The following is a 22443-nucleotide window of genomic DNA, read 5'->3' as shown; positions in this document are numbered from 1 at the left end:
TAATCTCATAGCACAGTAATCCTGAGGTCGGAAATACCCGCCCAATCTTACAGCCAGGACGGACAGGTAAGGCAAGGGGACGGCGGGACTGGCCGGGTGTCGGGCAGTGTCCAGTGGGCGGCCTTCCGGGGCCCTGGCGCCTGGGAAGGTGGAGGTGCTCCGGCCTTTTGGACGGTGTGCAGGAGGTGTTGTTCGTACACTGGGGAGGCACGCCCTTTCCGCGTCCCGCGGCCCCAGGAAAGGACGGAGGGCTCCCGCCTTCCGGTCAATGGATGCAGGCACCCTTCGACTTCCAGAAGCTCTTCGAGCTCTCACCGAACCCGTACATGCTGCTGGACCGCGACCTGCGGTACGTGACGGCGAACGCGGCCTACCTGCGGGTGACCGCCAGCCGGCTGGAGGACCTGGTGGGGCGCTACGTCTTCGAGGCGTTCCCCCACGACCCGGACGACCCGGCCAACGCCAGCCTGCGGATGCTGCGCGATTCATTCTTCCGGGTGCTGAACGAGGGGGTGCTGGACACCCTGGCGCTCATCCCCTACCGCGTCCCCCGGCACACGGAGCAGGGCGTCGTCGTGGAGGACCGCTTCTGGAGCGCCACGCACACCCCCCTGCTGGATGGGGCGGGGAAGGTGGCCTTCATCCTCCAGCACACGATGGACGTGACGGAGCTGCAGCAGCTCAAGCAGGCCATGCGCGAGGTGGAAGGCCTGTCGTCGCGGGGGCCGGGCCCGCAGCTGGAGGGCGGCGTGTTCCTGCGCGCCAAGGCCGTGCAGGAGGCGAACCTCACGCTGGACGGCGAGCGCAAGCACCTGCGGCGGCTGTTCGAGGCGGCGCCGGGCTTCATGTGCTCCTTGAGGGGCCCCGACCACGTCTTCGAGCTGGTGAACCGGGCCTACCTCCAGCTCATCGGGCACCGGGACATCCTGGGCAAGCCCATCCGGGAGGCCCTGCCGGAGGTGGCCGGGCAGGGCTACTTCGAGCTGCTGGACGGGGTGCTCACGTCCGGTGAGCCCTTCGTCGGCCACGGCATGCGCGTGATGTTGCAGCGCGTGCCCGGGGGCGTGCTGGAGGAGGCCTTCGTGGACCTGGTGTACCAGCCCATCGTGGAGCCCGACGGGCGCGTCTCCGGCATCTTCGTCCAGGGCCACGACATGACGGCGCAGAAGCGCGCCGAGGGCGAACTGGCGCGCCACCGCGACCACCTGGAGGAATTGGTGCGCGAGCGCACGCGGGCGCTGGAGGAGAGCGAGGCGGAGCGGCGCCAGACGGAGGCCGCGCTGCGCCAGGCGCAGAAGATGGAGGCGGTGGGCAAGCTGACGGGCGGCGTGGCGCACGACTTCAACAACCTGCTCCAGGTGGTGAGCGGCAACCTCCAGCTGCTCCAGCGCGACATGGCGGGCGACGCGAAGGCGCAGCGGCGGCTGGAGACGGCGCTGGGCGCGGTGGAGCGCGGGGCGCGGCTGTCCTCGCAGCTGCTGGCCTTCGCCCGGCGCCAGCCGCTGGCGCCCACGGCGCTCAGCGTGGGCCGGCTGGTGCGCGACATGGACGACCTGTTGCGCCGCGCGCTGGGCGAGGACGTGGAGGTGGAGACGGTCATCGCGGGCGGGCTGTGGAACACGTCGGTGGACCGCAACCAGCTGGAGAACGTCATCCTCAACCTGGCCATCAACGCGCGCGACGCCATGGACGGCCGGGGCAAGCTGACCATCGAGGCGGGCAACGCGATGCTGGATGACCACTACGCGCTGCTGCACCCGGAGGTCACCGCGGGGCAGTACGTGATGCTGGCCATCTCCGACACGGGCTCGGGCATGGCGCCGGAGGTGATGGAGCGCGCGTTCGAGCCGTTCTTCACCACCAAGCCGGAGGGGCGCGGCACGGGCCTGGGGCTGAGCATGGTGTACGGCTTCGTGAAGCAGTCCGGCGGCCACGTGAAGATCTACAGCGAGGTGGGGCACGGCACGTCGCTGAAGATCTACCTGCCGCGCACCTTCCAGGTGGCGGTGCAGCCGACGGAGGCCGCCACGGGCCAGGTGGAGGGCGGCACGGAGACCATCCTGGTGGTGGAGGACGACCCGGCGGTGCGCGGCACGGTGGTGGAGGTGCTGGGGGAGCTGGGCTACCGGGTGCTCAAGGCGACGGACGGGCAGAGCGCGCTCGCGGTCATCCAGAGCGGCCTGCCGGTGGACCTGCTCTTCACGGACGTGGTGATGCCGGGGCCGGTGCGCAGTCCGGAGCTGGCGCGGCAGGCCAAGGAGCTGCTGCCGGACCTGGAGGTGCTCTTCACGTCGGGCTACACGGAGAACGCCATCGTGCACGGCGGCCGGTTGGATCCCGGCGTGAGCCTGTTGAGCAAGCCGTACCGGCGCGAGGACCTGGCGCGGAAGATCCGCGCGATGCTGAAGAACCGCGAGCAGCGCTTGGCGGCGAAGGGGCCGCGGCCGCAGGCGCCCACGGCGGTGGCCCCGCAGGCGCCCGCGCCGACCTCCGCGTCCTCGGGGGCGCGCGCGGGGGGCGGCGAATTGAAGGGGCCGCTGCGCATCCTGCTGGTGGAGGATGACGCGGACATCCGCGAATCCGCGTGCGAACTGCTCACGGACATGGGACATGGCGTGCACGCGGTGGAGAGCGCGGAAGCGGCGCGCGCGGTGCTGGGAACGGACCCCATCGACGTGCTCTTCACGGACGTGACCCTGCCGGGCATGTCCGGCGTGGCGCTGGCGCGCGAGGCCGTGCGGCGGTTCCCCACCCTGCGCATCGTCATCGCCTCCGGCGATTCGCGCGCGGTGACCTCTGAATCCGGAAAAGAACTGGAGCGCGCGGTGCTGCTGCCCAAGCCGTATGACCTGGATCAAATGGAGCGCGCGTTGACGCAGGTCTCCGCCGCGCTGCCGGACGCGCCCCGGACGCGTGCGCCGTGACGGACGCGCGCACCCGGACGGGCGAGGAAGTCATCTACGTGTCCACGCTGCCCGGGCTGGAGCCCGCGCTGGAGGCGGAGGCCCGCGCCTGTGGGCTGGGCCCCCGCCGCGTGGAGGGGGGCGCCGAGTTCGTGGGGCCGCCGGGCCTGTACCAGACGGCGAACCTGCACCTGCGCACCGCCAGCCGCGTGCTCCTGCGCCTGGGCACCTTCAAGGCGCCCACGGCGGACGGGCTGGTGCGCGAGCTGGCCGCGCTGCCCCTCCAGGACTTCTGGGACGGCAAGGCGCCGCCCCGGGTGTCGGTGACGCTGCACCGCTCCGCGGCGCCGGGGCCCAACGTGGTGCTGGAGTCCGCCGCGGTGGCCTGGGGCGTGAAGGAGGTGCTGCGAGCGGGGCCGCACCTGGACGAGGAGGGGGGCGCGCCAGGGCTCACGCTGCTCGTGCGCGGGGAAGGGGACCGGTGGACGGTGAGCGTGGACACCTCCGGGGAGCCGCTGCACCAGCGCGGCTACCGGCAGGAGGTGGGGCGCGCGCCGCTGCGCGAGACGCTGGCGGCGGGCCTGCTGGGGCTCGCGGGCTACACGGGGGACGTGCCCCTGGTGGATCCGATGTGCGGCTCGGGCACCTTCCTGGTGGAGGGCGCGTGGATGTCCCAGCGCAAGGCCCCGGGGCTGCTGCGCACGTTCGCCTTCCAGTCGTTCCCCGCGTTCGACAAGGAAGGGTGGGCGCGCCGCCGCGCGGAGGCGGAGGCGGGCGCGCTGGCCGAGCCGCGCGTGGCCATCCGGGGCTACGACATCAACGCGGGCGCGCTGGGGACGGCGCGGCGCAACGCGAAGCGCGCGGGGGTGACGCTGACGCTGGAGCGGCACGACCTGCGCACGTTGAAGGCGCCGTCGGAGGGGCCCGGACTGGTGGTGGCCAATCCGCCCTACGGCAAGCGCGTGGGCGAGGACCTGGACCTGCCGGACCTCTACCGCGCGCTGGGCGCCACGTTGAACGGCGCGTTCCGGGGCTGGCGCAAGGCCATCATCATCCCCGACGAGCCGAAGCTGCTGGCCGCGCTGGGGCTGGAGGGTGCGCGGACGGTGGACGTGAAGAACGGCGGCCTGCCGTGTCTGCTGGTGCTGGCCGGGCCCGCCTGAGCGTGGCCCTGGCATGCTGGGCGCCAGCGCTGTCCCTGGGACCTAGAGCGGCAGCACCAGCTCGAAGCGCGCGCCCCCTTCGGGCCGCGCGCCAGCGTGCACCGTGCCCCCGTGCGCGAGCACCACGCGCCGCACGATGGCCAGCCCCAGGCCTCGCCCGTTGGCGCGCGTGAGGAAGAAGGGCTCGAAGGCGCGGTGGGGATCCGTGCCCGCGATGCCCGGGCCCTCGTCCTCCACCACCAGGGACACGCCCCGGGGCACGCGGCGTACGGCCACGTGCACCGTGCCCCGCGCGGGCGAGGCCTGCAGGGCGTTGCGCATCAGGTGCGTGAGGGCGAGCTGGAGCAGCGTCTCGTCGCCGGAGAAGTCCGGCACGTCCGGCGCCTCCTCGAACACCACGTGCGCCGCGGGCAGCCCCTCCCGGCCCTGGAGCTGGCCGAGCGCCCGGTGCACCAGCTCCCCCAGGTTCAGCAGGCGGGGCCGGGGCTCCAGCGGGCGCACCGTGTCCAGCAGGTCGCGCACGATGTCCTCCAGCCGGATGGCCTCCTCCTCCAGCATCTCCACCGCCGCGGCGCCGGAGGGCCCCAGGCGCGATTCGCGCTTGAGCACCGCCACCGTGTTGAGGATGGCGCCCAGGGGGTTGCGCACCTCGTGGGCCACCACCCCCGCCGCCTCGCCCAGGGCCGTCAGCCGCTCGCTCGCGACCAGCTCACCCTGCAGCCGTGACACCTCCGCGAGCCGGGCCTCCGCCGCGCGGTGGTGGCGCACGTTCTCCAGCGCCCCGCCAATGAGCTGCGCGAACAGCTCCAGCGCGCCGGCGTTCGCGGGCGTGAGCGTGGGGGACTGCACCGCGAGCACGCCGAAGGGCTCATCCCCCACGAAGATGGGCGCGTCCAGCGCGCGAGAGCCCGGGGGATAGATGCGCTCGATGTTGTCCGCCACCTCCGGCGGATGGATCCGTCGGGCCATGCTGAACGCATCCGGATGGAAGGCCGCCTTGCGCCGGGTGAGCACGTCCGCCAGTTGCGGCATGGCCGCGCGGTGGATGCGCACCTCGTGGATGCTCTGCCCGTAGATGCGTTCGGCGGCCGCCAGGCCCTCCGGCTCCTGGCGCAGCGGCCCGTGGCGCAGGTGGTCGCCCTCCAGCAGCATCACGGACACGTAGAAGCCCTGCTGGTGCACGGCCTCCACCGCCAGCTCCAGCACCGCCGCCTCGTCGCGGCAGCGCAGCAGCTGCGCCGCGGTGGACACCAGCAGGGTGGACAGCCTGCGCACCGCGTCCCCGCCCTCGGCGTCCAGCAGCACCACCAGCTGCTCCTCCGGCACCCGGCCCGGCGCGTGGAGCATCGTCATCAAGTGCTGACGCCCGTCCTCGCTCCGCATCCGCACCCAGGACGGCTGCTCCGGCAGGGGCTCGCCGCGGGCCAGCGCCCGCGACAGGGGCTCCACCCACGCGCTCTCGTCCGGAGAGAAGCGGGCGTTGAACTCCAGGACCGACGGCAGCTCGTCCTCGCGCAGGCCCAGCAGCGCCTGGAGCGCGGCGTTGGTGAACACCAGCCGGTCGCCCCGGACGACGAGCAGCGGCATCGGCAGCCGCTGGAGCAGGCCGTCCAGCGTGACGGGCGGAGCCCCGGCGCTCATCGCGTCACCGGCCGCATGACGCCGTCCGCTTCCCTGACCGCATGCCACGCCGCCCCGGGGCGCCGCGGGCTCCCAGGCAATCGATCCACGCGAGGTCCGTAGGAAGGGGTGAAGGCATTGATGACGAGGATGGGAGAGAACACCGTGAACTTCGCGAACGAGTTGGACCGCAGGGACCTGGAATTGAAGTCCGTCATGGTGGTGATGGTGACCTTCGTGGCCATGAGCGCGGTCTTGCTGGTGCAGTTGTTCTGAGGGCCCCGTCCGCCATCCCAGGACGGGGCCTGAGCCGCGGGCTCAGGGCTTCTTCGGGCGGCGGACGTACTGCTGGATGAAGTCGCGCTCCTCCGCGCGCAAGGCGCTCAGCCGCAGCCCGTAGCCGCGAGGGTTCTTGCCGTCATCGAGGGAGTTCTCCCAGATGACGGAGCTGCGCAGGGTCATCACCCGCTCCGGATCATCGAAGCGCAGCGTCAGCTCCACCTGCGTCCCCAGTCGCAACGGCCGGTCCGTGCCGATGAACAGACCGCCCGACGACAGGTTGATGATGCGGTGGTCGGTGAAGATGCCCGTGTTCTTCATCGTCACCCGCACGTCCGCGTGCAGCCGGTCGTCCGAGCGCCGCTCCAGACCCACGAACTCCGCGCTCGAATAGGACGGCGGGGGGGGCGCCGCCACCGGACGCCGGGCCGGCGCGGGGGGCGGAGGCGCGGGCGGTGGGGGGGCGGGAGGCGGCGGGGCCAGGGGGCGCGCGGACGGCGTCATCACCGGCGGAGGCCGTGGCGGCGCGGGCGGCGGGACGTACTGTGGAGGACGTGCCGCGACCGGCGCGGGCGGCGGGGGCGGGGGGACGAACGGCGGAGGCGGCCGCGCGGCCACCGGGGAGCCGCTCAGGGGCAGCGGCGACGGCGGCGGTGGCGGTGGCAGCGTTCCGCTCATGTCCAGGCGGGGAGGCGGCGCGGGCGGAGGCGGGGTCGTGCCCTGGAGGAAGAGCGTCTCCGCCTCGCGGATCCGCCGCGAGAGGAAGTCGAAGATCTCCACGGAGATCTTCCGGAGCTCCGGGTGCAGGTCCGGCGACAGGTGATCCGGCGAGAAGCGCTTCGCCATGCGGAAGAAGGCGGTGCGGAACTCGTCGAGCGACGCCTGCGGCTTGAGCCCGAAGACCTCATGCGGGGGCAGGTGCAGCAGGCCCCTCAACTGGGTGCGCAGGCGCTCCGCCTGCTGCGTCTCCACCGAAGCGGAGGGCGCCGCGGTGGCGAACAGGTCGCGCACCTCCGGCAGCTCCTGCAACGGAATCCAGTTCGTTCCATCGCGCGACGCGCGCACGGCCGTCTTCAAACGGCCGGAGGCGATGAGCTCGCGGAATGCTTGCAACTGGAGCGGGCCCAGCACGCGGCCAAGCGAATCTCCCACCCAGTAACCGACAGCGGATGACGACACGGGAACCTCGGAATCAGGACGCGAGCGCCTCGCGCATGGCCGACGCGATCTCCATGGGGTGGAAGGGCTTGCCCACGAAGCCCACCGCGCCCGCGGCGATGGCCTGCTCCACCACCGGCTCGGCGTCCATGCTGCTGATGACGAGCACGCGCGTTCCCGGCGACACGCTCTTGATGGCCCCCAGCACCTCCAGCCCGCTCTTCTTCGGCATGAACAGGTCCAGGAACATCACCGCGGGCTGCTCCTTCGCGGCCAGCGCCAGTCCCTCTTCCCCGTCGGCTGCCTCCAGCAGTCTCAGGGCGATGCCCGTCTCCGCGATGACGTCCTTGAGGATGCGACGCACGAAGCTGTCGTCATCCACCAGCAGCAGGGTTGGCAGTCCAGACATGGGCGGCAGGATACATGGGCCGCGCGTTTTTCGGCGCGGCTGTCGTACGGCGCCTGCCCGCCTTTTGGGTTAAGGGGTGGGCATGTCCATCGACCAGGCGCTGTCCCATTTCGAGTCCCAGAAAGCCGCGTACCTGGAGGACCTCAAGGCCCTCGTACGCATCCCCAGTGTGTCCTTCGCCGGCTTCGACCCGGGCCTCGTGCGCAAGAGCGCCGAAGCAACCGCCGCGCTGTTGAAAGACCGTGGGTTTGAAAACGTCCAGCTCCTGGAAATCGAGGGCGCCCATCCGTATGTCTATGGCGAGGTGCTCAAGGCGCCGGGCAAGCCCACGCTGCTGCTCTACGCGCACCACGACGTGCAGCCCGCCGGGGACGAGGCCGCGTGGAAGAGCCCGCCCTTCGAGCCGGAGCTGCGCGACGGTCGCCTGTACGGGCGCGGCGCCGCGGACGACAAGGCCGGCATCGTCGTGCACTCCTCCGCGGTGGACGCGTGGCTCAAGAGCACCGGCCAGCTCCCACTCAACGTGAAGGTCATCATCGAAGGGGAGGAAGAGGCGGGCAGTGACCACCTGGGTGCATTTCTCCAGAAGCACGCGAAGTTGGTGGCGGCGGACGCCATCGTGTTGACGGACACGTCGAACTTCGACACGGGCCTGCCGTCCATCACCACGGCGCTGCGCGGGCTGGTGACGGTGGACGTGGAGGTGCGCGGCCTGAAGCAGGCGGTGCACTCCGGCATGTGGGGCGGGCCGGTGCCGGACCCGGCCATGGCGCTGTGCCGGATGCTCGCGAGCCTGACGCACGCGGACGGCTCCATCGCCATCGAAGGGGTGATGGAGCATGTGAAGCCGCTGACGGAGGCGGAGCGTCAGAGCATCCAGGCGCTGCCGGGCGACGACGCCACCTTCCGCGAGCAGGTGGGGCTCAACGCGGGCGTGGAGCTGCTGGGCGGCGGACGCCACCCGTGGGAGATGAACTGGCGCCAGCCGAGCCTGGCCATCAACGCCATCCAGGCCAGCAGCCGCAAGGACGCGCGCAACATCATCGTGGAGTCGGCGTGGGCGCGCGTGGGCATCCGCGTGGTGCCGGACCTGGATCCGGAGGACGTGCAGCGCCGGCTGGTGGCGCACCTGAAGAAGGTGTGTCCGTGGGGCCTGGAGCTGGAGATCCGCGAGGACCAGGCGTCCGGCTGGTGGTACACGGACTCGTCGCACCCGGCCTTCCAGGCGGCGTTCCGCGCGCTGGAGAAGGGCTACGCGAAGAAGCCCGTCACCATCGGGTGCGGAGGGTCCATCCCGTTCGTGGAGCCGTTCGCCAAGGAGCTGGGCGGCGTGCCCGCGCTGCTCATCGGCGTGGAGGATCCGTACACGTACGCCCACTCGGAGAACGAGAGCCTGCACCTGGGGGACTGGGAGAAGTCCATCCGCTCCGCCATCCATCTCTATGAGGAACTGGCGAAGGCGCTGGGCTCGCGCGGATAGGCGGGCCGGAGGGGTTTCCCGGTGGGGGCGGATGGACTAGATGCGCCCCCATGCGCGTGCCTCCCCTCTGGAACGTCTGTCTGCTGCTGCTGTGCGCCCTGGGGCCCCGGAGCGTCCTGGCGGCGGAGGCGCCGTGGGCCATCGTCCTGGGACAGGACACCAAGCGCCCCCCGGTGGCGAAGCTGCTGGCGGCCCAGAAGCAGGCGCGTGCCTTCGCCTGGGTGAAGCCCGCGAAGGGCTTCCCCAAGCTGGTCGCCTCCAAGGCGCTGCCGGGGCTCCCGGAGGGCCAGCACGTCCTGCTGCTGGGGGTGTGTGGCACGAAGGAGGAGGCGGAGGCGGCCCGGGCGCTGGTGCGACCGATGGTGCCGGGCGTCCGGGTGCAGCCGCTGACGGGCGCCGCCGCGCTGGCGTGTCCTTCGCCCAACGCGCTGAAGGAGGCGCTGCCCGCGGACGCGAAGGCGCAAGGCACGTTCCCGTTCCCGGACTCGCCCGGCCTGGAGCTCACCGTCCACCGCGTCACCCCGAGCCCGGCGCCGGCGTGTCCGACGACGGACCTGCTGCTCCGCGTGGTGCGGGGCGACGCGGTGCTGGCCCGGCAGGTGATGAAGGGGCAGTGCGTGGGCCCCTGCACGCCGAAGCAGAAGCAGGAGGAGGCGGCGCGCCTCGCGTCGCTCCAGGAGCGCGCACGCCAGGGAGACCCGCTGGCCGAGCTGAGGCTGAAGCAGGGGAGCGTGGCGTGTCAGGCCCGGCAGACCCACTTCAAGACGGTGCTGACGGGGCTGGGGCTGCCCGTGGCGGTGATCGCGCAGGAGCCCGCCATGCACGAGCGCATGCGGGACGTGGGCATGCTGGTGGGCGCGGGCTGTGGGAGGCTCCTCGTGTCACCGTACCTGTCGGGAGAGACGGGGACGGGGGACCTGTCCAGGGCCCAGGCGAAGGCGGACGCGGACGGGCCGGAGGGCTGGAAGGCCTTCAGCGTCTTCCTGCCCGCTCCGGACCCCGAGGCCCAGGCGGGGCGGCGGCACCTGGGGCACTACGTGTGGCTCGCGCCGAAGTGCGAATGGGTGACGGACGACGCGGAAGGCCAGGACATGTAGCCGGCCCCCGCGCCCTCCGGACTCCTAGCGGCTGCGGAAGCGGTCCGTGGCCTCGATGAGCGCGGACGTGTTGCCGGGCTCGTTGGCGGAGTGGCCGGCGTCCGGGACGATGACGAACTGGGCCTCGGGCCACGCGCGGTGCAGGGCCCACGCGCTCTCCGGCGGACACACGACGTCGTAGCGGCCCTGCACGATGACGGCGGGGATGTGGCGGATGCGGTGCACGTCATCCAGGAGCTGGGTGTCGGTGCGCATCCAACCCCGGTTGAGGAAGTAGTGGCATTCGATGCGCGCGAAGGCGATGGCGAAGTCGTCCCCCGCGTTGCGCGCGATGAGCTCCGGGTTCGGGTACAGGCAGCTCGTGCGGCCCTCCCACATGCTCCACGCCCGGGCGGCCTCCTGCTGCGCGTGGCGGTCGTCGCCGAACAGCCGCCTCGCGTACGCCTGGAGCAGGTCCCCGCGCTCCTCCTCCGGGATGGGCGCGAGGAAGTGCTCCCACGCGTCCGGGAACATCGCGTCCGCGCCGCGCTGGTAGAACCAGTCGATCTCCTGCTTGCGCAACAGGAAGATGCCGCGCAGCACCAGCTCCGTGACGCGCTCCGGGTGCGCCTGCGCGTAGGCGAGCGCCAGGGTGCTGCCCCACGAGCCGCCGAAGAGCTGCCAGGCCTCCAGGCCCAGGTGTTCGCGCAGCCGCTCCATGTCCGCCACCAGGTCCCAGGTGGTGTTCATCACCAAGCTGGCGTGTGGGGTGCTGCGGCCACAGCCGCGCTGGTCGAAGAGGATGATGCGGTAGACGCTGGGGTCGAAGAAGCGGCGCTGCTTCGCGTCGGTGCCGCCGCCGGGGCCGCCGTGCACGAACACCACGGGCTTGCCGTTCGGGTTGCCGCACTCCTCGAAGTACAGGGAGTGGTCACCCGGGACGCCCAGCCGACCGGTGCGGTAGGGCTCGATGGGGGGATAGAGCGTGCGCAGCGGCGTGGGTGCGGGCACGGCGTTCCTTCCGTGAGAGGGAGAGTGGGGGGACCCTAGCAGCTTGGTTCGTTCGCGCGGATCCGCTCAGAAGTACCACGTCAGCCCGAGCACGAGTCCCCAGGGCCCACCCACCACGGTGGTGCTCCGCGGGTGATCACCGGTTTCGCTGTCGACGGTGATTTCCCGCTTCAGGGGCCAGGACTTGTCCACTTCCAGGAGGAGGCCCAGGTGCCGCCCGAGCCGCGCCTCGCCCAGGACGCCGGTGGTGAAGAAGGGCAGGGCCGGCCCCGAGTCGATGAAGCGCACGCCCGCGGTGAGGCCCGCGCGGAGCGGGGCGGTGGGCGTCAGCACGCGCAGGCCGCCGGCGAAGGACGTGTAGAAGCTGTCCTCGCGGCCGGTGAGCAGCTCGGCGGTGACGAACGCGCCCACCAGCGCCTCGAAGTCGTAGCCCGCGCGCACGCCCAGGCCCACGCCGCTGTCAAAGCGAACGTCCTGCGCAAACAGCGGGGAGGGGTCGCGCACCGTGGTGTCGAAGCCGGAGCTGCGCGGCAGCGACACGCCAATCCACGGCCCGTGCATCGCGCGGTCCTCCTCCGCGCGGGTCAGGGACGAGGCGAGCATGAAGAGCAGGAGCGCGGCGGGCAGGGAACGGAGGGAGCGCGGCACGGAGGCGGAACCTCGGAAGGGGGGGCGGATGACCTGGACTCCGCACCCATGTACGGAGCGGAGGCTCCTTCCAGGTCGTTGCCGCGCCCGCTTCCGCTCAGGGCTCCGCCGGGTGTTTCACCTGGACGCTCCCGCCCAGGGCCCTTCCAGGTCGTTCCCGCGTCCGCTCAGGGCTTCTCGGGTGGGACGGGCGCCGTGGGCGGGGCGGGGTCCCGGGGGGCTTCGGGCGCTCGGGGGGGGCCGGGGGGCACGCCGCGTCCGGCCTGGGCCACGATGCGCACCTCGGCGTTCTCCCCGAGCGCGAAGCCGTCGCCCTTGGTCTCCAGGTCCGTCGCTTCAATGACGTCCCCGCGCTGGAGGTGGAAGAACCGCTCGTTCTTCTCCGCGCGGTGGCGCTCCTGCATCGCCAGGCCCACGCGCCCCTCCGGCCCGCAGCCGATGTAGCGCTGGCGGCCCTTGCCCTCCAGCGACTCGCTGACGATGCGGAACACCCGGCCCGGGGGCGGCTCCGGCCACGCCTCCCCCTTGGGCGCCACCACCAGGTAGCTCATCTTCAGCGACTCCTTGTGGAACCCGGCCGTGCGCGCCAGCTCCTCCACCACGCGCGGCATGGGCCACGCGCGCTCGGCGTGGCACCAGTCCGTCTCCTTCACCAGCGCGGGGCAGGCCCCCCGGTACAGGCACGGCGCGCGGATGGCGTAGCCGCGCTCCACCAGCAGGTCGCGCACCTTGAGCAGGTTGCGGCTCGTCTCGCGCAGCGCGGGCTCCATCACCAGCAGGCTGCCGCCCTTCTTCACCTTCGCCAGCACGGCCTCCAGCAGCGCCGCGCGCGGCTTGAGCGCTTCGTCCGTGGCGCCGTACAGTTCGTTGACGACGTGCCCCATCGTCACCAGGTCGTACTGGCCGTCCGGCAGGGAGGCGTTCTTCTTCAGCGGATCCCACTCGCGCGTGGCCAGCGCCTCGCCCGCCTCCGTGGCCAGCTTGAGCGCCAGGGCCAGGGCCGGCTTGCTGCGGTCCGCCGCGGTGACTTCACTGGCGCCCGCGTCCATCGCCGCGAAGGCGACCGGGCCCGGGCCGCTGCCCAGGTCCAGCACGTGGCGGGGGCGGTTGGGCAGCTCCCCCAGCACCTGCCGCGCCTGGGCGTAGGAGACCGGCCAGTAGAAGAGCAGGTAGGCGCCCAAGAGGCGCGGGTCGTCCATGTACCGGGCGCCGGCCAGCTGCCGCTCACGGGTGAGGCCGAGTGACAACTGCTTCACCCCCGCGCCCACCTCCTTGACCTCCTGGGGCGTGAGGCGCCCCTCCGGCCCGTCGCCCTTGCCCCGCGACGCGCGCCACACGGCGATGAGCCGCGGCAGCCACCGCTCCAAGTCCTTGCTGTATGCGTTGCTCATCCGTGCCTTCACTTCTGGGGTCGCCACCCGGAGGCGACCGCGTTAAACCCGTTCCGCCATGATTTCCGTCCGCGGATTGCGCAAGCACTATCAGGTTCACAAGCGCCCGCCCGGCCTGAAGGCGGCCCTGCGCTCGCTCGTCCACCGCAGCTACACGTCCGTCAAGGCCGTGGACGGTATCTCCTTCGATATCAAGGCCGGGGAACGGGTGGGGTTCCTGGGGCCCAACGGCGCGGGAAAGACGACGACGCTCAAGGTGCTGGCGGGCCTGCTCCACCCCTCCGAGGGTGAAGTGCGCGTGGACGGCCACGAGCCGAAGCTGCGCGAGGAGGCGTTCCTCAAGAAGATCATGCTGGTGATGGGGCAGAAGCAGCAGCTGCTCTGGGACCTGCCCGCCGCGGAGACGTTCGAACTCAACCGGGCCATCTACGACGTGCCCCGCCTCCAGTACAAGCAGACGCTGGAGGAGCTGGTGTCGCTGCTGGAGCTGGAGGACCTCATCCAGAAGCCCGTCCGCCAGCTCAGCCTGGGCGAGCGGATGAAGTGCGAGCTGGCCGCGGCCCTCATCCACCGCCCCCGGGTGCTGTTCCTGGACGAGCCCACCATCGGCCTGGACGTGTCCATGCAGGTCACGATGCGCAACTTCATCAAGGCCTACAACGAGACCACGGGGGCCACGCTCATCCTGACCAGCCACTACATGGACGACGTGGCGGCGCTGTGCCCGCGCGTCATCGTCATCGACAAGGGGCAGCTGTCCTACGACGGCAGCCTGGACGCGCTGGTGCAGCGCGTGCGTCCGGAGAAGCGCGTGGTGCTGCGGCTGGCCCGGCCGGTGGACGCGTCCCTGCTGGCCCCGCTGGGGCGGGTGGTGTCGCACGAGCCCGGCGCGGCGGTGCTCCAGGTGCGGCAGGACGCGGTGAACGCCACCGTGGGGCAGGCCCTGTCGACGCTGCCGGTGACGGACCTGACGGTGGAGAACGCGCCGCTGGAAGAGGTGATGAGCGAGCTGTTCCAGGAGGGCAAGGCCCGCCGGGCGGAGGCGGCCCGGGAGACGGTGTCCGCATGAGCCTGCGCACGTCGCTGAGGGCGCTGCCCACGCTCCTGCGCATCGGCTTCGCGGAGGCCGTGGCCTTCCGCGCGGAGATGATCGTCTGGGTGTTCGCCACCACGATGCCGCTCATCATGCTGGCGCTGTGGTCGGCGGTGGCGCGTACGGCGCCCGTCGGCCGCTTCGGGCAGGAGGAGTTCGTCGGCTACTTCCTGGCGGCCTTCTGCGTGCGGCAGGTCACCAGTTGCTGGGTGGCGTGGCTGCTCAGCTACGAGGTGAAGCAGGGCACGCTGGCGATGCGCCTCCTGCGGCCCATCTCCCCGCTGCTCGCCTACGCGACGGAGGTGCTGGCGGGCATCCCGCTGCGGCTGCTGGTGGTCGCGCCCGTGCTGGGCATCAGCCTGTACGTGGTGGGCGCGCAGGCCGTGCCGTCGTCACCGGCGGGCTGGGCCATGTTCATCCTCTCGCTGGCGGGCGGGTGGCTCATCACGTTCTACCTGAACCTGCTGATGGGCACGCTGAGCCTGTTCATGGAGAGCAGCCAGAAGCTGATGGACGTCTACATGGTGCTGTTCTTCGTGTGCTCCGGCTACATGTTCCCGGTGGAGCTCTTCCCGGCCTGGGCGCGCACGTTCATCGACGTGCTGCCCTTCCGCTACCAGATGGGGTTGCCGGTGGAGCTGATGACGGGGGCGCACGCGACGGGCGCGGCGCTGGGGTTGCTCGCGAAGCAGTGGGCGTGGGTGGCGGGGCTGGGCGTGGTGTCCACGCTCGTGTGGCGGCGGGGCCTGGCGCGCTTCGCGGCGTTCGGAGGATAGGCGCGTGAAGCTGGAGCGATACCTGCGACTGCTGGGCGTGCAGCTCAAGGCCTCCGGCCTGCTGGCGCTGCAGTATCGCGCGGACTTCCTGGCGGAGGGGCTGACGTCGCTGGCGTGGACGTTCACGGCGCTGGCGCCGCTGTTCGTCGTCTTCGGGGAGCGGCCGAGCCTGGAGGGGTGGAGCTTCCACGAGTCCCTGTTGGTGGTGGGCTGGTTCACGCTGCTGCAGGGCGTGCTGGAGGGCGCCATCAGCCCCAGCCTCACGGGCGTGGTGGAGCACATCCGCAAGGGCACCTTGGACTTCGTGTTGCTCAAGCCCGCGGACGCGCAGTTCCTGGTGTCCACGCAGCGCTTCCTGCCGTGGCGCGCGATGAACGTGCTGTCCGGCGTGGGGCTGTTCATCTACGCGTTCGTGTCGCTGGGGCGCTGGCCGTCGCTGCCGGGCCTGCTGGCGGCGCTGGTGCTGCTGGGCACCAGCGTGCTGTTGCTCTACTCGCTGTGGATCCTCGTGGTGAGCGCGGCGTTCTTCGTGGTGAAGGTGGACAACCTCACGTACCTGTTCACGTCCATCTTCGACGCGGCCCGCTGGCCGTCCTCCGTGTTCCGGGGCGCGCTGGCGATGGTGTTCACCTTCATCATCCCGCTGGCCCTGATGACCACGTTCCCCGCGCTCGCGATGCTGGGGCGGCTGCCGTGGACGTGGCTGGCGGGCTCGGTGGCGGGCTCCGTGGTGTTCGCGTGGGTGGCGCGGCGGGTGTGGTTGCTGTCCATTGGCCACTACACGTCCGCGAGCAGCTGAGCCGTCCTACGGCGGCGGCGTGGCGGAAGGCCGGGGCGCCTGGCGGGCCCACTCGCCCTTCACCAGGGCGGGCAGCAGGGTGGGGAGGTGGTGGTCGGGAAAGCGCCGGGTCACCTCCTGGATGACGGTGGCGATGGGGTCGCTGCTGGGGTGGGCCGCCCTTCGCTCCGCGGTGACCTCCTCCACCACGGCCTGGAGGTAGGCCGCCTGTGCGTCCAGCAGCTCCGGTCCCCCGGGGAGGCCGCGTCCCGGGTGGATCCACTTCGGCTTCAGGGCGCGCAATTCGTCCAGGCGCTGGAGCCACGCGTCCACCCGGCCGTCCTCGAACCAGGGGTGCGTGGCGCGGGCCACGAGGTCCCCCGTGAAGAGGTGGCCCTCCCATTCGATGACCACGTGCTCCGGGCTGCACCCCGCGCCCAGGACGTGGGCCTTCAGCGTGAGGCCCGCCGCGCTCAGCTCGCGGGTGCTGTCACCGAAGCCGTCCGCGAGCACCAGCTCCCGGGGGTAGCGGCCGTTCCAGTACTTCTGGAAGAGGGAAGGGGCCCACTTCGCGTGGACGGCGGGGATGCGGGCCCGGACCTGGTCGGAGGTGAGGACCGGGACGCCCAGCTCCTTGAGCAGGGCGGTGCCGTTGAAGCGGTCCGGGGTGGGGTGGAGGATGATGGCCAGCTTGACCTCCTTGCCGGTGCGCTCCTTCGCGAACGCCATCTGCTTGCGCAGCGCCGACGGCAGCAGCTGCGTGTCGATGAAGACGAGCCCGTTGGGGCCTTCAATCCAGTACGAGGCCGTCTGGAGCGACCACTCGGAGGAGATGTACCCACCGATTCGCGCGTCCCCCTGCTCCTGGACGGAGTGGGAGCGGTGGTGGGTCGGGACGACGGGCCGGGCCGCACCGCAGCCGAGCAGCAGGGCGCCGAAGGAGGCCACGAGGACGGCTTTCACTTTCATGAGCGTCAATTCTAGCTGCTGGAATGTGGACTGAAAGGGATTCACCGGTGGTGTCTTCGTTTGAATTGGGTTAAGGGGCCGCCCCCCAACGGCGCAAGCCGTTCCCCCTCGCAGTGAAGTGAAGGACCACCCCCCTGATGATGCGGATCCGTTTCAACGGCCTGATGGCCGCGCTCGCGCTTGCGTGCGCCTCGGCTTGTTCTCCTGATGAACAGTCTTTTGTCTCCCGCTCCGCCGCGCTCGTCGACACGTCGGCGTGGAGCATCGCTGGGACCATGGCCTCGGTGCGCGTGGACCCCACCGCCACCGTGCTGCGCAATGGCTACGTGCTCGTCGCCGGTGGAGGCACCTCCGCCGCGGAGCTGCATGATCCGCGCACCGGCCGCTGGTTCACCCTGGGCGCGATGGCGGCCAGCCGTCAGCGGCACACCGCGACGCTGCTCGCCTCCGGCAGGGTGCTCGTGGTGGGCGGCGGCACCTCCGCGCAGGGCGCCGGAGGGTCGGAGGTGTTCGACCCGGACACCAACACCTGGACCGGGGTGGGCGGCCTGGACCTGCCCCGCTCCCAGCACACCGCGACGCTGCTGGACGACGGCCGGGTGCTCGTCGCCGGGGGCGACAGCGGCGCCGGCAACGCGCTGTTCACCGCGCTGCTGTACACCCCCGCCACGAACACCTGGAGCGCGACCGGCCGCATGGGCGCCCCCCGCGTGGGTCACACCGCGACGCTGCTGTCCGACGGCCGGGTGCTCGTCGCCGGGGGCCGCGACAGCGCCAACGGCACCGTGCTGACGTCGGCGGAGCTGTATGATCCGGCGTCCGGGACGTGGCTCGCGGCGGCCCCCATGGGCATCCAGCGCACGGGCCACACCGCGACGCTGCTGCTGTCCGGTCAGGTGCTGGTGACGGGCGGCTTCGTGGGCAGCCTCGCCACCGCCACCACGGAGCTGTACGACCCGGCCACCGGCGGTTGGACGCCGAAGGGCGAGCTGCCGTCGCTGCGGGTCTTCCACACCGCCACGCTCCTCATCTCCGGGCAGGTGCTCGTCGCGGGCGGCTCCCACGGCGGCCAGCCCTACCTGGAGAACGCCACGCTCTTCGACCCGGCCACCAGCACCTGGACGGAGACGACGCGGATGGCCACCCGCCGCATCAGCCACGCCGCCACCCTGCTGCCCTCGGGTGAGGTGCTCGTCCTGGGGGGCGTGGCCCAGGCCGGGGTGCTCAACGCCTCCGCTGAACGCTACCGGCCGTCCTCGCTGCCGTGGCGCCCGGCCGCGAGCCTCACCGCCGCGCGCATGCAGCTCAGCGCCACGCAGCTGCCCACGGGCGCCGTGCTGGTCACGGGCGGTGCCGGCGCGGGCGGGAGCGCGCTCGCGAGCGCCGCGCTGTACGACGAGACGACGGACACCTGGCAGGACACCTCGCCCCTGCGCACCGCGCGCTTCCTGCACTCCGCCACGCCGCTGAGCGACGGCCGGGTGCTCGTCACCGGCGGGCAGAAGGACGCATCGACGTGGCTGTCCGCCTCGGAGGTGTACGCACCCTCCACCGGCGCCTGGACGCAGGTGGCGGACCTGGGCACGCGCCGGGCACGCCACACCGCGACGCTGCTGTCGGGCTCGGGGAAGGTGCTGGTGTCGGGCGGCGTGTCGGGCACGGGCTCGGCGTCCAACCTCGCGAGCGCGGAGCTGTTCGACCCGGCCACCGGCACCTGGAGTCCCACGGGCGCCATGGCGCGGTCGCGCTCGCTCCACGCCGCGGTGCCGCTGTCGTCGGGCGAGGTGCTGGTGATGGGCGGCATCTCCACCGACGGCGCGGCCGTCACGGCCACCGCGGAGCTGTACAACCCGGCCACCGGGAGCTGGCGGTCCACGGGGGCCCTGGCCACCGCGCGCTATGGCCATGTCGCCGTGCCGCTGGGCAACGGTGAGCGCGTGCTGGTGGTGGGAGGCTGGGGGGCGGACGGCGCGCTGCGCTCCGTGGAGCTGTACGACGTGGCCCTGGGGACGTGGAGGAGCGAGTCCCCGCTGGGCACGCCGCGCTACCTGCCGCACGCCATCAAGCTGGCCTCCGGCCGCGTGCTGGTGGTGACGGGAGAGGGGGGCGCGGGCCTGGGCGTCCTGGACTCCGCGGAGGTCTACGACGCCGCCACCCGTGCGTGGACCCCGGCGGGCACGCTGGCCCAGCGCAACACGCACCATGACCTGGCCCTGCTGCCTTCGGGGCGCGTGCTCGTCGTGGGCGGCAGCGGCACGAGCGGCCCGCGCGTCGGCGCGGATGTGTACTCGCCCACGCCCTGACGCCTCCTCCGGGCACGGGCAGGCACCCTTCGCGAGGGGCGGCACCGTCCGCCCCTCACGGAGGCCTCAGGCTCCCGCGTGCGGTGCTTCGTGTTCCTCCGCCTTGCCGCGGCCGTAGTGCGCGAGGCATTCATCCTCGCGGCCCTTCACGACGCGCCGTCCATCCAGCGGGCCGCCGTGGGCCGTCACCACCGTGCACTGCCCCCGGATGTCGTCCTGGTCGTAGTAGAGGACCACCCAGTCGTGCGTGGTCTTCTGCCGGTGCGCCAGCGCCGTGTTGGAGAACAGGGCCCGCAGGTTCCAGCCGTCCATGTGCTCGCGCATCACCGGCAGCCAGGCTTCGCCAGAGGGGTTGAAGCGCTTGGGCGCGATGCGGCGCAGCTCCCCGTTCGCTGACCTCCGGCGGTAGTCCGCGTCCACGCGCAGCAGCGCCTCCACGGACGGTCGTGGCGCATCCTCGCGGCGATGGGACCGTGCCTGCTCACGCGCTCGCCGGTTGCGCTCCAGTCGCGCCGCCAGCACCTCGCGCACCTGCTCCGCGCGCCGGGGCCCGAAGCCCTCCACGCGCTCCAGCCTTCCGTCGTGCGCGGCCAGCTCCAGCGCCTCCAGGGTGGTGATGTCCAGCGCGTCATGGATGCGCTTCGCCAGCTCCGGCCCGATGCCGGGCACGCTGGCGAGCAGGCCCTCGGGAGAGCCCTCCCCCTCCAGCCGTTCGAGCAGGTCCATCCGCCCCGTGCGCACCAGCTCCGCGACCGCCGCCGCGATGCTCTTGCCCACCCCCGGCAGCTTCCGCAGCCCCGCTTCACCGTCAGCCGCGAGCACGTGGGCGACGGAGTCCGGCCACGTCGCGATGGTGGCCGCCGCCTTGCGGTAGGCCCCCACGCGGTAGGGCATCGCGTCCTGGGTGTCCAGCAGGTCCGCGACCCGCTCCAGCGCATCCGCGATGTCGATGTTGTTCTTCCATTCAACGCCCATGGTACCTGGAAGGTAGGCCCTGCCACGGAGGACGGCCACCCGGCCGGAGCGCACGGGCCCGCGCGACCAATCGATTCCCGCCCCCAGCCGACGCACGCCCGGTTGGGAGGCGCTGGCGTCGCTGCCGGACATCGTGGGCGCCTCGCTGGAACCCGACCCCGGCGCTCCGGAGGACGTGCCCTCCGGCGTCAGCTAGCCCAGGGCGGACGCCACCACGGCATCCGCTTCAATCTCCACCAGCATGCGCGGGTCGATGAGCGCCTTCACCTCCACCATGGACGTGGCGGGGCGGATGTCCCGGAAGCATTCGCCGTGCGCGCGCCCCACGTCTTCCCAGCGGGAGATGTCGGTGACGTACATGCGCGTGCGCACCACGTCCTCCATCCGGGCGCCCACGGCCTCCAGCGCCGCGCGGATGTTGGCGAGCGCCTGGGCCGCCTGCCGGTATGCGTCCCCTTCACCCACGAGCTGCCCGGCCGCGTCCGTGGCGGTGGTGCCGGAGACGGACACGAAGGGGCCCACGCGCACCGCCCGCGAGTAGCCCACGCGGGGCTCCCAGGGGGTGGCCGTGGAATGGAGGGTGCGCTGCATGGCGTGACTCCGGGTGGGGGCGGGGAGGGGGCGGCGGGGGGCCTCTGGGAGGGCCGGAGCCCGGCCGGACCTCCAGGCGCCGCTTGCAAGCTGCAAGGAAAGACCGCCCGTGATAGTTGGCCTCGGATCATGGCCAACGAGCTTGAGCGGGAGGTCGCACGGCGACGTACCTTCGCCATCATCTCCCACCCCGACGCGGGAAAGACAACCCTGACGGAGAAGCTGCTGCTCTACGGCGGCGCCATCCACCTGGCCGGCAGCGTCAAGGCCAAGCGGGCGCGGCGGCACGCGACCAGTGACTGGATGGAGCTGGAGAAGGAGCGTGGCATCTCCGTCACGTCGTCGGTGCTCCAGTTCACCTACCGCGACCACGCGGTGAACCTGCTGGACACCCCGGGCCACCAGGACTTCTCCGAGGACACCTACCGCACGCTGTCCGCCGCGGACGCCGCGGTGATGCTCATCGACGCGGCCAAGGGCGTCGAGCCGCAGACCAAGAAGCTCTTCAAGGTCTGCCGCATGCGCGGCATCCCCATCTTCACCTTCGTCAACAAGCTGGACCGCTACGGCCGCGAACCGCTGGAGCTGATGAACGAGCTGGAGCAGGTGCTGGGCATCCGCTCCTACCCGATGAACTGGCCCATCGGCATGGGGCCGGAGTTCCGGGGCGTCTACGACCGGCAGGCGCGCGTGGTGCACGTGTTCTCCGCGGAGGGCTCGCACGGCGAGTCGGAGGTCACGGAGCGCTCGGTGCCCATCGACTCGCCGGACATCCACGCGGTGCTGACCGAGTCGGAGCTGGCGAAGCTCCACGAGGACATCGAGCTGCTCGACATCGGCGGCGACGCGTTCACCCGCGAGAAGTCGGACTCCGGGCAGCTGACGCCCATGTTCTTCGGCAGCGCGATGACGAACTTCGGCGTGCGGCCCTTCCTGGACGCGTTCCTGGACCTGGCGCCCGCGCCCTCCGCGCGCCTCACCACCACGGGCGAGCGCGAGCCCACGAACCCCAAGTTCGCGGGCTTCGTCTTCAAGATTCAAGCGAACATGGACCCCGCGCACCGCGACCGCATCGCGTTCATGCGCGTGGTGAGCGGCCGCTACGTCAAGGGCATGAACGCGTTCCACTCGCGCCTGGGCAAGGAGGTGCGGCTGGCCAAGCCCAGCCAGTTCATGGCGGCCGAGCGCACCTCCATCGAGGACGCGTGGCCGGGGGACGTCATCGGCCTGTTCGACCCGGGGCAGTACCGCATCGGGGACACGCTGGCGGAGGGCGCCACGGACGTGGCCTTCGAGGGCGTGCCGCGCTTCAGCCCGGAGTTCTTCGCGGTGGTGCGCTCGCGCGACCCGCTGCGCCGCAAGCAGATGGAGAAGGGCCTGGAGCAGCTGTCCGAAGAGGGCACGGTGCAGATCTTCCAGCAGCTGAGCATGGGCATGAAGGACCCCATCGTCGGCGTGGTGGGCGCGCTCCAGTTCGAGGTGCTGCAGTACCGCCTGGAGCACGAGTACGGCGCGCGCATCGCCCTGGACCGGCTGCCCTTCAGCCACGCCCGCTGGGTGGTGGGCGCGAACTTCGACCCGCGCTCGTTCGACTGGGAGGGCAACCGGCAGACGGTGCAGGACCGCGACGGGCTGCCCCTGGTGCTCTTCCGCGACGACTGGGCGCTCCAGCACGCCGAGGACAAGCACCCGGAGCTGAAGTTCGTGACCGAGGCGCCGATGATCCGCGCCGCGACCCCGGTCGCCACCGGCAGCTAGCGACGACGCACGGGGCCTGGGAGGAGAGGCGGAAAAGAGGCGCCTCCCCCGTGTCCCGGCCG

19 protein-coding genes are annotated in these 22443 nt (G+C 71.8%); 10 read left to right on the top strand and 9 right to left on the bottom strand.

Annotated features, from left to right (window positions below):
• Window positions 1-272: 272 nt before the first annotated feature.
• Window positions 273-2924: a response regulator gene (locus OV207_RS26940; protein WP_267557944.1), complete on the top strand. Its 2652-nt coding sequence runs from the start codon at window positions 273-275 to the stop codon at window positions 2922-2924.
• Window positions 2921-4066 (top strand): THUMP domain-containing class I SAM-dependent RNA methyltransferase, encoded by a 1146-nt coding sequence (locus tag OV207_RS26935; RefSeq protein WP_267557943.1) that lies wholly within the window; start codon window positions 2921-2923, stop codon window positions 4064-4066. The genes OV207_RS26940 and OV207_RS26935 overlap by 4 nt, the downstream gene beginning before the upstream one ends.
• Before the next feature lie 42 nt (window positions 4067-4108).
• Here OV207_RS26935 and OV207_RS26930 read toward each other — a convergent pair whose 3' ends face one another.
• The gene (locus tag OV207_RS26930; RefSeq protein ID WP_267557942.1) at window positions 4109-5707 is read right to left on the bottom strand and encodes an ATP-binding protein; all 1599 of its coding nucleotides are present in this window, start codon (window positions 5705-5707) and stop codon (window positions 4109-4111) included.
• Window positions 5708-5827: 120 nt separating this feature from the next.
• Between OV207_RS26930 and OV207_RS26925 the strand changes: the two genes are divergently transcribed.
• Entirely contained in the window at window positions 5828-5962 is a 135-nt protein-coding gene (locus OV207_RS26925) for a hypothetical protein (RefSeq protein ID WP_255525107.1), read from the top strand.
• A gap of 42 nt (window positions 5963-6004) precedes the next feature.
• Here the strand turns inward: OV207_RS26925 and OV207_RS26920 are convergent, their stop codons facing one another.
• Together OV207_RS26920 and OV207_RS26915 are read right to left on the bottom strand one after the other, a co-directional pair.
• Window positions 6005-7144, bottom strand: a complete 1140-nt coding sequence (locus tag OV207_RS26920; protein WP_267557941.1) for a TIGR02266 family protein — start codon at window positions 7142-7144, stop codon at window positions 6005-6007.
• Between the two features lie 13 nt (window positions 7145-7157).
• Window positions 7158-7532, bottom strand: a complete 375-nt coding sequence (locus tag OV207_RS26915; RefSeq protein WP_120544842.1) for a response regulator transcription factor — start codon at window positions 7530-7532, stop codon at window positions 7158-7160.
• Window positions 7533-7614: 82 nt separating this feature from the next.
• Here OV207_RS26915 and OV207_RS26910 point away from each other — a divergent pair, with 82 nt between their 5' ends.
• Window positions 7615-9012, top strand: coding sequence for a M20/M25/M40 family metallo-hydrolase (locus OV207_RS26910; RefSeq protein WP_193349023.1), 1398 nt, complete (start codon window positions 7615-7617; stop codon window positions 9010-9012).
• A 50-nt stretch (window positions 9013-9062) separates the two neighbouring features.
• Window positions 9063-10109: a hypothetical protein gene (locus tag OV207_RS26905; RefSeq protein ID WP_267557940.1), complete on the top strand. Its 1047-nt coding sequence runs from the start codon at window positions 9063-9065 to the stop codon at window positions 10107-10109.
• 24 nt (window positions 10110-10133) lie between these two features.
• Here the strand turns inward: OV207_RS26905 and pip are convergent, their stop codons facing one another.
• The 3 genes from pip to OV207_RS26890 all read right to left on the bottom strand — a co-directional run bounded on the left by pip (window position 10134) and on the right by OV207_RS26890 (window position 13138).
• Complete coding sequence (gene pip, locus OV207_RS26900; RefSeq protein WP_227027352.1) at window positions 10134-11081, bottom strand: prolyl aminopeptidase; 948 nt, start codon at window positions 11079-11081, stop codon at window positions 10134-10136.
• Window positions 11082-11165: 84 nt separating this feature from the next.
• Window positions 11166-11747 (bottom strand): hypothetical protein, encoded by a 582-nt coding sequence (locus tag OV207_RS26895; protein ID WP_267557939.1) that lies wholly within the window; start codon window positions 11745-11747, stop codon window positions 11166-11168.
• Between the two features lie 167 nt (window positions 11748-11914).
• Complete coding sequence (locus tag OV207_RS26890) at window positions 11915-13138, bottom strand: small ribosomal subunit Rsm22 family protein (RefSeq protein WP_267557937.1); 1224 nt, start codon at window positions 13136-13138, stop codon at window positions 11915-11917.
• 58 nt (window positions 13139-13196) lie between these two features.
• On the opposite strand from OV207_RS26890, the gene OV207_RS26885 reads away from it, so the two are divergent.
• From OV207_RS26885 to OV207_RS26875, 3 genes are read left to right on the top strand one after another with little or no spacing between them, the layout of a single operon-like run.
• The gene (locus OV207_RS26885) at window positions 13197-14207 is read left to right on the top strand and encodes an ABC transporter ATP-binding protein (RefSeq protein WP_193349028.1); all 1011 of its coding nucleotides are present in this window, start codon (window positions 13197-13199) and stop codon (window positions 14205-14207) included.
• Window positions 14204-15007 carry an ABC transporter permease gene (locus OV207_RS26880; protein WP_267557936.1) on the top strand — a complete coding sequence of 268 codons (804 nt, stop codon included), beginning with the start codon at window positions 14204-14206 and terminating at the stop codon, window positions 15005-15007. The genes OV207_RS26885 and OV207_RS26880 overlap by 4 nt, the downstream gene beginning before the upstream one ends.
• Window positions 15008-15011: 4 nt before the next feature.
• A complete protein-coding gene (locus tag OV207_RS26875) occupies window positions 15012-15806 on the top strand; it encodes an ABC transporter permease (RefSeq protein ID WP_267557935.1) in 795 nt (264 codons plus the stop codon).
• 6 nt (window positions 15807-15812) lie between these two features.
• Here OV207_RS26875 and OV207_RS26870 read toward each other — a convergent pair whose 3' ends face one another.
• Complete coding sequence (locus tag OV207_RS26870; protein WP_267557934.1) at window positions 15813-16754, bottom strand: MBL fold metallo-hydrolase; 942 nt, start codon at window positions 16752-16754, stop codon at window positions 15813-15815.
• A gap of 137 nt (window positions 16755-16891) precedes the next feature.
• On the opposite strand from OV207_RS26870, the gene OV207_RS26865 reads away from it, so the two are divergent.
• A complete protein-coding gene (locus OV207_RS26865; protein WP_267557933.1) occupies window positions 16892-19057 on the top strand; it encodes a Kelch repeat-containing protein in 2166 nt (721 codons plus the stop codon).
• A 66-nt stretch (window positions 19058-19123) separates the two neighbouring features.
• Here the strand turns inward: OV207_RS26865 and OV207_RS26860 are convergent, their stop codons facing one another.
• Entirely contained in the window at window positions 19124-20032 is a 909-nt protein-coding gene (locus OV207_RS26860) for a helix-hairpin-helix domain-containing protein (protein ID WP_267557932.1), read from the bottom strand.
• A 192-nt stretch (window positions 20033-20224) separates the two neighbouring features.
• Window positions 20225-20623: a RidA family protein gene (locus OV207_RS26855; RefSeq protein WP_267557931.1), complete on the bottom strand. Its 399-nt coding sequence runs from the start codon at window positions 20621-20623 to the stop codon at window positions 20225-20227.
• A gap of 129 nt (window positions 20624-20752) precedes the next feature.
• On the opposite strand from OV207_RS26855, the gene OV207_RS26850 reads away from it, so the two are divergent.
• On the top strand, window positions 20753-22381 hold the full coding sequence (locus OV207_RS26850; RefSeq protein ID WP_267557930.1) for a peptide chain release factor 3: 1629 nt from the start codon (window positions 20753-20755) through the stop codon (window positions 22379-22381).
• The last annotated feature ends 62 nt before the right edge of the window (window positions 22382-22443 follow it).

The organism is Corallococcus sp. BB11-1 (genome assembly GCF_026626625.1).
Classification (GTDB): Bacteria; Myxococcota; Myxococcia; order Myxococcales; family Myxococcaceae; genus Corallococcus; species Corallococcus soli.
This window is presented reverse-complemented; position numbering and strand designations above follow the sequence as displayed.

What these genes read in the sequence shown, in the direction of transcription:
- OV207_RS26940 (WP_267557944.1), top strand. Translation starts at nt 273, where the DNA reads ATGCAGGCACCCTTCGACTTCCAGAAGCTCTTCGAGCTCTCACCGAAC.
- OV207_RS26930 (WP_267557942.1), bottom strand. Translation starts at nt 5,707, where the DNA reads ATGAGCGCCGGGGCTCCGCCCGTCACGCTGGACGGCCTGCTCCAGCGG.
- OV207_RS26925 (WP_255525107.1), top strand. Translation starts at nt 5,828, where the DNA reads ATGACGAGGATGGGAGAGAACACCGTGAACTTCGCGAACGAGTTGGAC.
- OV207_RS26915 (WP_120544842.1), bottom strand. Translation starts at nt 7,532, where the DNA reads ATGTCTGGACTGCCAACCCTGCTGCTGGTGGATGACGACAGCTTCGTG.
- OV207_RS26910 (WP_193349023.1), top strand. Translation starts at nt 7,615, where the DNA reads ATGTCCATCGACCAGGCGCTGTCCCATTTCGAGTCCCAGAAAGCCGCG.
- OV207_RS26905 (WP_267557940.1), top strand. Translation starts at nt 9,063, where the DNA reads ATGCGCGTGCCTCCCCTCTGGAACGTCTGTCTGCTGCTGCTGTGCGCC.
- OV207_RS26890 (WP_267557937.1), bottom strand. Translation starts at nt 13,138, where the DNA reads ATGAGCAACGCATACAGCAAGGACTTGGAGCGGTGGCTGCCGCGGCTC.
- OV207_RS26885 (WP_193349028.1), top strand. Translation starts at nt 13,197, where the DNA reads ATGATTTCCGTCCGCGGATTGCGCAAGCACTATCAGGTTCACAAGCGC.
- OV207_RS26880 (WP_267557936.1), top strand. Translation starts at nt 14,204, where the DNA reads ATGAGCCTGCGCACGTCGCTGAGGGCGCTGCCCACGCTCCTGCGCATC.
- OV207_RS26870 (WP_267557934.1), bottom strand. Translation starts at nt 16,754, where the DNA reads ATGAAAGTGAAAGCCGTCCTCGTGGCCTCCTTCGGCGCCCTGCTGCTC.
- OV207_RS26865 (WP_267557933.1), top strand. Translation starts at nt 16,892, where the DNA reads ATGATGCGGATCCGTTTCAACGGCCTGATGGCCGCGCTCGCGCTTGCG.
- OV207_RS26860 (WP_267557932.1), bottom strand. Translation starts at nt 20,032, where the DNA reads ATGGGCGTTGAATGGAAGAACAACATCGACATCGCGGATGCGCTGGAG.
- OV207_RS26855 (WP_267557931.1), bottom strand. Translation starts at nt 20,623, where the DNA reads ATGCAGCGCACCCTCCATTCCACGGCCACCCCCTGGGAGCCCCGCGTG.
- OV207_RS26850 (WP_267557930.1), top strand. Translation starts at nt 20,753, where the DNA reads ATGGCCAACGAGCTTGAGCGGGAGGTCGCACGGCGACGTACCTTCGCC.